General features: G+C 63.2%; 10 protein-coding genes. 1 reads left to right on the top strand and 9 read right to left on the bottom strand.

Annotation, left to right across the window (positions count from 1 at the left end):
* Window positions 1-354: 354 nt before the first annotated feature.
* The 3 genes from AB3X89_RS38045 to AB3X89_RS38035 all read right to left on the bottom strand — a co-directional run bounded on the left by AB3X89_RS38045 (window position 355) and on the right by AB3X89_RS38035 (window position 2400).
* Window positions 355-612 carry a type III secretion protein gene (locus tag AB3X89_RS38045; protein ID WP_368587786.1) on the bottom strand — a complete coding sequence of 86 codons (258 nt, stop codon included), beginning with the start codon at window positions 610-612 and terminating at the stop codon, window positions 355-357.
* A 9-nt stretch (window positions 613-621) separates the two neighbouring features.
* Entirely contained in the window at window positions 622-1884 is a 1263-nt protein-coding gene (locus AB3X89_RS38040) for a secretion protein (protein WP_368587785.1), read from the bottom strand.
* A 159-nt stretch (window positions 1885-2043) separates the two neighbouring features.
* Window positions 2044-2400: a hypothetical protein gene (locus tag AB3X89_RS38035; RefSeq protein WP_368587784.1), complete on the bottom strand. Its 357-nt coding sequence runs from the start codon at window positions 2398-2400 to the stop codon at window positions 2044-2046.
* 114 nt (window positions 2401-2514) lie between these two features.
* On the opposite strand from AB3X89_RS38035, the gene AB3X89_RS38030 reads away from it, so the two are divergent.
* Entirely contained in the window at window positions 2515-2637 is a 123-nt protein-coding gene (locus tag AB3X89_RS38030; RefSeq protein WP_368587783.1) for a hypothetical protein, read from the top strand.
* A gap of 272 nt (window positions 2638-2909) precedes the next feature.
* Here AB3X89_RS38030 and sctS read toward each other — a convergent pair whose 3' ends face one another.
* From sctS to sctU, 6 genes are all read right to left on the bottom strand, one after another.
* Window positions 2910-3173 (bottom strand): type III secretion system export apparatus subunit SctS, encoded by a 264-nt coding sequence (gene sctS, locus AB3X89_RS38025; RefSeq protein ID WP_368587782.1) that lies wholly within the window; start codon window positions 3171-3173, stop codon window positions 2910-2912.
* A 37-nt stretch (window positions 3174-3210) separates the two neighbouring features.
* Entirely contained in the window at window positions 3211-3861 is a 651-nt protein-coding gene (gene sctR / locus AB3X89_RS38020; RefSeq protein WP_368587781.1) for a type III secretion system export apparatus subunit SctR, read from the bottom strand.
* The gene (gene sctQ / locus AB3X89_RS38015) at window positions 3845-5056 is read right to left on the bottom strand and encodes a type III secretion system cytoplasmic ring protein SctQ (protein WP_368587780.1); all 1212 of its coding nucleotides are present in this window, start codon (window positions 5054-5056) and stop codon (window positions 3845-3847) included. The genes sctR and sctQ overlap by 17 nt, the downstream gene beginning before the upstream one ends.
* Before the next feature lie 207 nt (window positions 5057-5263).
* Complete coding sequence (gene sctP / locus AB3X89_RS38010) at window positions 5264-5770, bottom strand: type III secretion system protein SctP (protein WP_368587779.1); 507 nt, start codon at window positions 5768-5770, stop codon at window positions 5264-5266.
* 125 nt (window positions 5771-5895) lie between these two features.
* Window positions 5896-7995: a type III secretion system export apparatus subunit SctV gene (gene sctV / locus AB3X89_RS38005; protein WP_368587778.1), complete on the bottom strand. Its 2100-nt coding sequence runs from the start codon at window positions 7993-7995 to the stop codon at window positions 5896-5898.
* Complete coding sequence (gene sctU / locus AB3X89_RS38000) at window positions 7979-9091, bottom strand: type III secretion system export apparatus subunit SctU (RefSeq protein WP_368587777.1); 1113 nt, start codon at window positions 9089-9091, stop codon at window positions 7979-7981. Before sctU ends, sctV begins: the two co-directional genes overlap by 17 nt.
* Window positions 9092-9408 lie beyond the last annotated feature (317 nt).

The raw sequence follows: 9408 nt of genomic DNA, 5'->3' as shown, positions 1-9408 counted from the left end.
CTTGCGCGGCCCACCCGTTTTCAGTCTTGACTTATAAGGCATGAAAGCTCGCCTGTCGGATAGATCACTGGGCTCTTTCTACCGGACCCACGGTCGCCGCGCAAGGACCCTGCTGAACAAAGCCGCGCAGCATTTGCCCTCCAGTTTCATGCTGTGAAAGGCGCTCGCCAGCGGCATCTGCAGCGTGGCCGGCCTCCCGCAGAAAGCCCCCTGCACTGGATTCCGACAAGCTTTTGGTCTCAGCGCGTTGCGCCACCAATAGATATAGGACCTCTCTTTTTGGGCGTTAAGCAGGCAGCCCGATGGAACAGCTAGCCGCCGCATGGGGCCGAGCCTCGCGCCGGTAGCGCGCTCTCAAGTCGCGTCCCGCGTGTCCGAAAGCTGCTGGACGATGCGTGCGGCGGCGAGCAGGCCGCGATAGAGTTTCGCGAGATCGTTGCGATCGAACTCGGTTGCGCCCTGCGCAACGCCCACGTTTTTCGCAGTTGCCTCGAGCGCCTCGCGTATCGCGGCAAGACGCGGTCGGCCAGTGGAATCGGCGAGCGTCTTCTGCAGATCGTTGAAGTCGGAGGCGCACGCTTCAAGCGGTGCGTAGATGTTCGATGTCAACATCAAGGGATCTCACTTCGGTAGCGGTAGGTAAGCGGTGGTGTTGGCCGCACGCGGCGCGGGCAAGGGCGGCGTCGTGGGAGTGTCCTCGTGCAGCGGCATCACGTCGCGCGCGGCGACGGTAGGTGCTTCGTCGACGTTTCCTGCCGCGCCGTGTTTGCCGACTGCGTTGCTGTTGGTACGGGTATAACCATTTCCATCTGCGGCTGCCGACGAAGCGGCGTCTTCCGGTATTGTATAGATATGCTTGACGCCGTTGGGCGTCTGTCCGTAGCGCACACCATCGGAGTCCATCAGGAAAGAGAACGAGGGCGCCGGAGGCACTGCGTCTTCCGCTTGCGCGACGCGCACGCGCACGTCTTTCACATTGTCGCTGAGATCGTGGCGCATTCGCGCAACGGCCGATTCCACCTCACGCGGATTGCCGGCCTTGCCGCTGACCTCGAAGATTCCGCGCCCAGTGTAGACGACCTTGATCCCCTGCATCGCGAGCGAATCCGCGATCTTGCTCAGCTCGTTCTGCGCAATGTCATAGTGCTGGACAATGCGGCCAGGTGAAATCCGCTTCAGCATCTTCCGCACTTGAGAGTCTTCGTCGGCGGTTGAGACCATGCCGCTTAGCGTCACCGTCGACCCACGTACCCGCACGTGCAGTTCCTCCATGTGCGCCGCCGCCAGTTCGAGGTTCAGGCGTTGTGCGAGATCGTTGGCATCATGTGGTAACGCCGGACCGCTGATGGCCGGCGTCAGCATCACAGAACCTATTACGAGCACAGCGCCGAGTATCGCGCACGCGAAAACAATGCCCGTTGTTCTGCGGCGGCGCAAGGGCTCGGTTGCGCACCGCGTTTCCTCCGCCTTCACGAGCAGCGTGGAAAGCAACTCAAGATCGCTGGGCCACGGCGCGTCGGCCGAGCCGATGCAAATGACCGTTTCGCCGAACTGCATCGGCGTGAAGTCAAGCAGCATGACAGTGCCCGGCTCGTTGTCACTTTGCGATGGATGGATGCCCCCCTGAGAGACGTCGTCGCCATGGTTGGTGCTGCGTTTCTTGCCCCCATCCTCCGCGGCCGCATGGCCCTCGGCCGCGCCCCACGGCGCGCGCTGCGCGCTCACCACACCACCCGCATCGACGACGAGCGACACGTCATCGCCGCGCCAGTCGGAGATGCAGATGTCGGCGTCGTCGTTCGCGGCGATCCGGTGTACGCCGACGCTTAGACCTAGTTCCGCGCCGGCGTGGACGCCGGTCAGGATACGTAGCAGCTTTGCCATGGAAAAACCCATTGAACAATGGATGCGGCGCGCCGCGGCACGCCTTCGCTACAAGCCTCACTATAGCCACCGCGGGCGACTTTCCAGCACACAACGCGAAGTCGGTACAGGGAGCGCGAAGCGAGGAAGGCAGACAGAAACCGGACAAAACGCGAAGCCTCAACCGCGTTCGGCAGCCATAAGTGCGGCGCCGCGCTGCATGATGCGCACATTCATCGCGCGCTCGTGCATGGTCGGTGTCGAAGGCCGGCCATAGGCAAGCAGCAACAGCGGCATCAGCAGATTCAAACGCCCGGCGCGGCTGATTTTTTCCACCGACGCTTCGCCTTCCAGGGACGCGTTACGGGTAGCTGCGCCTCGCGATCCGGAGACATCGGTCAGGAGCTGCCGCCATGCGCGCATAGTGGCATCGCCGGGCGCACCTGTTTGCAACTGGACGGTCAGCAGATCGATGAAACGCTCGTGCAGCAGCGCATCGAGCGGCGCGTGCGGGTTCGCGGCGGCTTCGTCGCGCAATGCAAGCAGCGCGCCAATCCAAAGGCGCGGCAGCTTATCGGCGAGAGTCGTGCACGGCGGTTGTGCAGCGACGAATTCCTGTAGCGTGCCAGACGCGGGGCGTGAGATTGTCCTTTGTCCTACGCGCATAGGAGGCTGCGCGCCGTCATCGCCGTGGCGTCCGTCACGCGGCTGTCCACCGCTGCGGCGGCCACCGTCGCCGTCGCGCGTGACACGACCGGTGTTGCCGAAATCTGACGCATGCTCGCTCGGCTGGCGGCTCGCAGTGGTAATGGACCGCCTCACGCCTGCGGGGCGCACGGCATTGCGCCTCCTCGCGCTGAGCGCCGCGAGCTTGCGGGCGAGCAGCGAACCGCGTATGTCCGTATGTTGCGTGCGGGCATAGCTGAACAGGATCGCGCCGCGATACAGCACCGCGAAGCGCGCGACGTCGGTCTGCGGCCAACGTTCGCGACACGCGTCCGCCTGCGTGGCCGGGGCAACAATGGTGGGGGAGTGGCTGACGCGCGTCATTGCCGCATCGCGGTGTGCATGATCTCGTTCGCGAATTGCAGCAGCGCAGCTGCCGAAAACGGCGCGGCGACCACTATCGCGACGGTCACCGAAATCAGCTTCACGCCGTGCGAGAGCGTCTGATCCTGCATCGACGTGACAGCCTGCAGGAACGACACGCCCAGCCCCACGAGCGCGGCCACGATCACAATCGGCAGCGAGATATACAGGCAGAGCAGCAAGCCCTGGGTTGTGAAGCGAAGGAGCGTATCAGTATCCATTGACGACTTCTCCGATTTTTTCGCGCGGAAGGCCGCCCTAGCGATACGTCATCACAAGGCCGTGAATCAGGGTGGACCAGCCGTCCATCACGACGAACAGCAACAGTTTGAACGGAATGGCCACATTGGTCGGAGTCACCTGGTTCAATCCCATCGCCATCAGCACATTAGCGATAATCAAGTCGATGACAATAAAAGCGATATAGAGGAGGAAACCGATCTTGAAAGCATCGGTCAGCTCGGTCAGCGCGAAGGCGGGCGCAAGCACGACGAAGTCGTTGTCCTGCAGACCGGACGCGGCGTCTTTCGGCCATACCGCATTCGCCGAGCGGATGAAAAAGCGTTTTTCACGGTCGTTCGTGTGCTTCTGCAAAAACGCGCGGACCGGTTCGCGCGCGGCGCTGAAGAACTGGATGAGGGCCTGGGTGGACTGGCCGGCAACCGGCTGCCCCTGCATCGACTGCATGGCCTGCATGCCAACCGGCGCCATGACGTAGAGCGACACCAAGATAGCTATACCATTCAGGACCATGTTGGGCGGCACCTGCTGCACGCCGAGCGCGTTGCGCAGCAGGCCGAGCACGACCACCATTTTGGCGTACGAGGTGACGACCATCGCAACGAAAGGGAGAAGGCTGATCGCAACAATGACGATCAGCAGTCCCGTGATATCACTGAACTGGACCATCGCCGTGCGCCATGCGCAGGATGCGGATGCCGAGATGATCGCCTACAGTGACGAGCTCGCCGTAGCCGATAGTCTGGCCATGCGTGACCAGCTTGATCTGTGCTTCGGCAACCGGCGTCGGCAGTTCGAGCACATAGCCGTGACGCAGCGCATACAATTCCGAGAGCGGCAGCGCGACGGTGTCCACTTCGAACTGGACAGGCAGATCGAGCGCGCCGATGTCAACCGGATTCGAATGTTGATCTGACGCGAGTAGATCGTCCGGGCGCACGGGATCCAGCTCATCGGCCATGATGGTCTCCTTCGTGAGTGAAAGCCTGCGGCCTTCGATGTTGACTGGCGCGTGAAGGCGCATCAGGCCGGGAGAGCCCCAAGCCGCAGTGGCGCCCGGGGCGGGACCCGCGGCAGAGCCGTCGGCGGCGTGGATTGCACAGGCCTCGACGACATGGGCCGCCCCACTTTGCGGCAGCAGCGGGCGCAGCTGGCCCGGCAGCGAACGCAGCAGGACGGCGCCCGGTTGAAGCGCGCGCAGCGTGTCGACGGGCAGCCGCCGCGAGCCGAGTATCAGGCGCCCCGGCACCCTGCAGTCGCCCAACGGCCATGCGCCGCTTTGCATCTGCGACGAGGCGCGCCGCGAGAGCGCGTCGGCAGGAAGACGGACCGTGCGCGCCGCGTGCCAAGCTTCGAGGGCGTCTACCACGGGCGCTGCTGGTAGCACGCACGCGCTGTGCCGGGTTCCGTTGACCGCAAAACTCATGCTGAATGCCGCACCATCCCGCACGTCCAGCATATCGCGCTCCTTCGACGCGTGCGTCGTCACGTCCCGCGCGAGATGCGTGACATGCACTTCGGCAAGGCCGAGTGCCGCGACCCGCTCGAGCAGCGGTTCCAGCAGCACGCCGGCGACCGCGATGCGCAACGCGCTCGCCGCGTCTCCGGGCTGTGGCGCCCGCGAACCGCCGGGCAGCGCGGCTATGTCCAGAGCGGGGTACGCACCGAGATCGAACAGCACGCGGATGGCACCTGACGGATGCGCGAGATCGAGTACGCCCGGCTGTGCAAAACGTGCCCACGAGCCTTCGACGGCGGCCTCGGGCGTCGCTTGCCATTGGGCGATAGTGGTGTCCCTCTCGATGCATTGCGCGGTGCCGGCATGACAGACGAGCCGTGCTACGCGCGCCACGAGCGGCGCCACGGCGGGAACGGACAGCGCGCCGATGGATGTAGCTTTTGCAGGGGCGCACGAGCAGTCCGCCGCCTGCGGGGGCGCAGCCGACCCAGCCTCGGTTGCGGCGCAGACTGCGACCACATCCAGCCCACGCATTTCGTCAATCGAATAACTCATGTACCCTTCACCTCAAGGTGCCGCCTGCGTCGGCCGAGATCAACGACGCAGACCAGTTCACGACACCGTCAGTTCGATGTCGAGTGGCGCGACCCACGCGTCCAGCAGCGCAGCGACTTCGCGTTCAAGCATCGCACTGTGGTCGTAGATTAACTGCCGCGTTTCGATGCTCCGCGCGTCAAACCGAAGTGACAACCAGAAACGCGAAAGAGAGAGGTGGAGCGTTGTGTCCGGCAGAATGCGCGCGTCGAGCGGAATCCGCACTTCCCAACTGCCGGCATCGCCAATCGCGGGGTCGACGCAGAAGGCTGCGACGTCGCGCGCAAGTTCGAAAAACTTGCCTTGCGTGCGAAAAAGGGCGTCGACGGCGGGCATCGTCGCGGCGGGCAGGCACTGCAGCGGCGTCTTGTGCGCGCCGAGTGCGGCTGCCGATGCGCACTCGGCTTTGCCCGCCGCAGCGGCTTCAGTCAGGGCGGTTCGAGATGCACGGTCCGCTTGCGCTTCCGGCGCCGCTTCTTCGAAGGAGACGGGACTGCCTAGCGAGCGCGTGTGTCGCACAAGCACCACACAATCGCGACACCACGCCCGCGGACAGGCGGCGGAACGTTGGTCAGGGTCGGATGTAATGATGTGGAGCGGCCGGGGTTCGATGAGAGTCATGAGCGTGAATGTGACGTAAGCGCGCGCGGCTAGATCGTCACGCGACCGAGCGGCTGCAATTCGACGTGCTCGCCCAGTTCCTGATACGAGTAGACGGCGAGCCAGTCTAGCCGCGCCTCGATCATGCGACGCACGTAGCGGCGAATGTCCATGGAGGTGACGAGCGCGACACTGTCACGCGGCGTATCTCCAACACAAGACTGGATCTGGTCGATAAGAGAGCCCATTTCGTCAGGCGGCAATGCAAGGAAGTTGCCGGTCGGCGTCTGCTTGATCGCTTGGCGGATATGCTGCTCGACGGGCAGATCGAACAATACTGCGGGCAACTGCCGGCCGGCGCCTGCGGCGCGATGCGCGAGAAATGGACCGAGATCGCCGCGCACATATTCGGTCAGCATCAACATGTCCTTTTCCTTCGCGCCCCAAACGACGAGGCTCTCCAGAATATTGCGCACGTTGCGGATCGGGATCTGTTCTTCCAGCAGCCGTCGTAGCACGTCCGCGATGCGCTGCGGCGGCAGCACCTTCTGCACCTCGGCAACTAGGCCCGGATATTCGGCGTTCTGCTGATCAAGCATCCATTGCACCTCCTGAATGCCGAGAAAGAGCGACGCGTGCTTGCGCATCAACGCTACCGACGCATGCGCAATCACCTGCTCGGCGCGCCATGCTGGTGCTTTGGGCGACAGGCTCTTTTCGTCTATCCACCATGTGGGGCCCGGGCCACCGTCGAGCCCGCGACGCTTTTCTGCTCCGCGAATGCCGGCACGTGCGGCGAGCGTTTCGGCATCGGCGGAAAGCGGCCCGCGCATGCCGGTGAGCGCCGCCTCCGGCAGCATAACCTTTCCGAGGGGCAATTCAATCTGGCAATGTGGCACGTCGTGCATCAGCAATTCGCAGATCGAGGCGGGCAAGTCGTCGCTCGTCCAAATGGTGATGCCGGGAAACGGTAAGCCAAGACATTCCTGCAGCCGCGCGCGCTCCGTTTCGAACGAACGGTCGAGCGCCGTAGTCGACAGACGCCCGACGAGGTCGGGCGAAATGCGCACGCCGAGCGGGCAGGTGAATTGCGGCGCGCGAGTAAGAATTGGCGGCGTCGTTGCTTTCGAGCCGGCGCGCCGCATCGCGTTGACGGCTTCGCACGCATTCGTGGTTCCGGCGGGCTTGCGCCTGTCGAGCTCGTAACCGCAGGAGGCGAGGATCGCCGCGAACAGGACGAAAAGCCAGGTCGGAAAGCCCGGCACGGCAGCGAAGCCAAGCAACAGCAGGCACGCGAAGTAGAGTGCGCGGGCGCTGGCCGAAAGCTGCTGGCCGATTTCGTCGCCGAGCGACAGCGGCCGCGCGTCGCTCTCGTCGGAGACACGCGTAATCATTACGCCCGCGGCGACAGAAAGCAGCAGCGACGGAATTTGCGAGACCATTGCGTCACCGACTGACAAAACCGAAAAGCGGTTCGCCGCTTCGCCTGCCGTCATCTCGTGATATGCAACGCCAACTGCAATGCCCGCGATGATGTTGATCAGTGTGATGATGAGGCCGGCCACCGCGTCGCCCTTGACGAACTTCATCGCGCCATCCATGCCACCGTGCAACTGGCTCTCCACAGCAAGCGTCGCGCGTTTGCGGCGCGCCTCTTCGGGCGTGAGCAGATGGGCGCGCAGATCTGCGTCGATGCTCATCTGCTTACCGGGTAACGCGTCGAGTGTAAAACGCGCGCCGACTTCCGCCACACGCTCCGAGCCTTTCGCGATCACAATGAACTGCACGGTCGTTATTATTACGAATACCACCATGCCGACCACAAGGTTGCCGCCCACCACCAGCTCGCCGAAACTTTCGATGATGTTGCCTGCATCCGCATGCAGCAGAATCGATTTGGTCGACGCAATATTGAGTGACAGTCGGTACAACGTGGTGAAAAGCAGCAGCGACGGAAATACGGAAAGCGACACCACGTTCGGCACATACATGGTCACCATGAGCAGGGTCACACTGATCGTGATGTTGACAGCGAGCAGGACGTCGATCAGAAACGGCGGCAGCGGCAGGATCATCAGCGAAATGATAGCGACCACCAGCATCGCGATGCCGATTTCGCCGCCAGCGGGTAGCTTACGTGTCTTGAACATGGCAGCTCCCGAGGTTGGCGCAGTTGTGCTGGCCGGCTTGGTCGTCAATACGCCGTGGGCCGATTGCGTCGACCCAGCGCAGTATCGCGGCGACCGTCTCGAATAGTTTCTCCGGAATGGGCTCGTCTATCCCGACCTTGTAGAGCGCGCGCGCGATCGACGGATTGCCGACGATTGGCACATTCGCATCGCGCGCGAAGCCCCGCAATTGCGCCGCACTCTCGTCCATGCCGCGCGCGATCACGAGCGGCAGCGGATGCTCTGACGGCGCGTAGCGGATGGCGACCGCGTAGTGCGTCGGGTTGACGATCAGCGCGTTCGCGAGGCCCACGCGCTGCGCGGGTGCCGCCGAAGTCGCGAACTCGCGCGCCCGTTTCTTGCGTTCCGCCTTGATCTCCGGGGCGCCATCCATGTGCTTGCGTTCCCGCTTGACTTCGTCTTTCGACATCTTCAGTTTGCGCAGGAACAGCACGCGTTGCAGCTTGACGTCGGCGAGGCCGAGCACGATAAACACTACCACCGCGACGGCAAAAAGTTTGATTAGCAGCGACCATAAGACCTTCGACAATCCGGCCGGCGACTGATACAGCGAAACCACGATCAGCGGCAAAATCGAGCTGATCGTGAACCCCATCACCGCGCCGATAACGCTCGCCTTGATCACCGCCTTCACGAGGTCGATCACCGTGCGCCAAGAGAAAATCCGCTTCACGCCGTCGACGGCACTCACGTGCTTGAGATCGGGCACGACAGGTTTGGTCGTGACCTGAAAACCGACTTGCGACACCAGCGCGACCACTGCCGCAAGGGTCGCCGCGCCCACGCACGGCGCGATCACGGTCAACGCCTGCTTGCCGAGCTCAAACAGAGCGTCGAACATGACCGACAAGCCGCGGCTGCCCGATGAGAATTGGAGCGCAGTACTGACGATGGCTCGCAGCGCGCCACTGAAGCTCGCCGCCGCAAACGCAATCACGCCGACAACAGCGGCCATTGTCGCGGCGTCGACCAAATCGGCGCTCTTTGATGTTTCGCCGTCCTTGCGCGCGTCGCGCAGCCGTTTGACGGTGGGCTTTTCAGTTTTTTCTTCGCTCATGTCTTTCGCGACGACCCTCTTGCAGATCTCACTTGTGGGGTGGCCGATATCGCTGCCCAGCTTCTATGTGTACGGCTTACCATAGTGGCTGACCACGGGCTGTGGGGCACTGTTGGCGCGAAGCCGGCAGTGGTCAAGCGAACTGGCGGCGAATGATGCCGGCGTTTCGCGTAGATCCATGTTGCTTCGCGTTTCGTGTGTCGCGCCCGATGTGCGCAGGTATCGTCCGCATTACGTTTCCATGCACTGTCGTGCATCCGGTCCGCCACGGTCCAGTCGCGCGCATCGACGCGACTGGACCACTACCAGCAGCAGGA

The sequence above is a fragment of the Paraburkholderia sp. BR14320 genome (genome assembly GCF_040948665.1).
GTDB classification, from domain to species: domain Bacteria; phylum Pseudomonadota; class Gammaproteobacteria; order Burkholderiales; family Burkholderiaceae; genus Paraburkholderia; species Paraburkholderia youngii.
The sequence above is the reverse complement of the archived record's forward strand: the minus strand, read 5'-3'. Positions and strand labels throughout refer to the sequence as shown.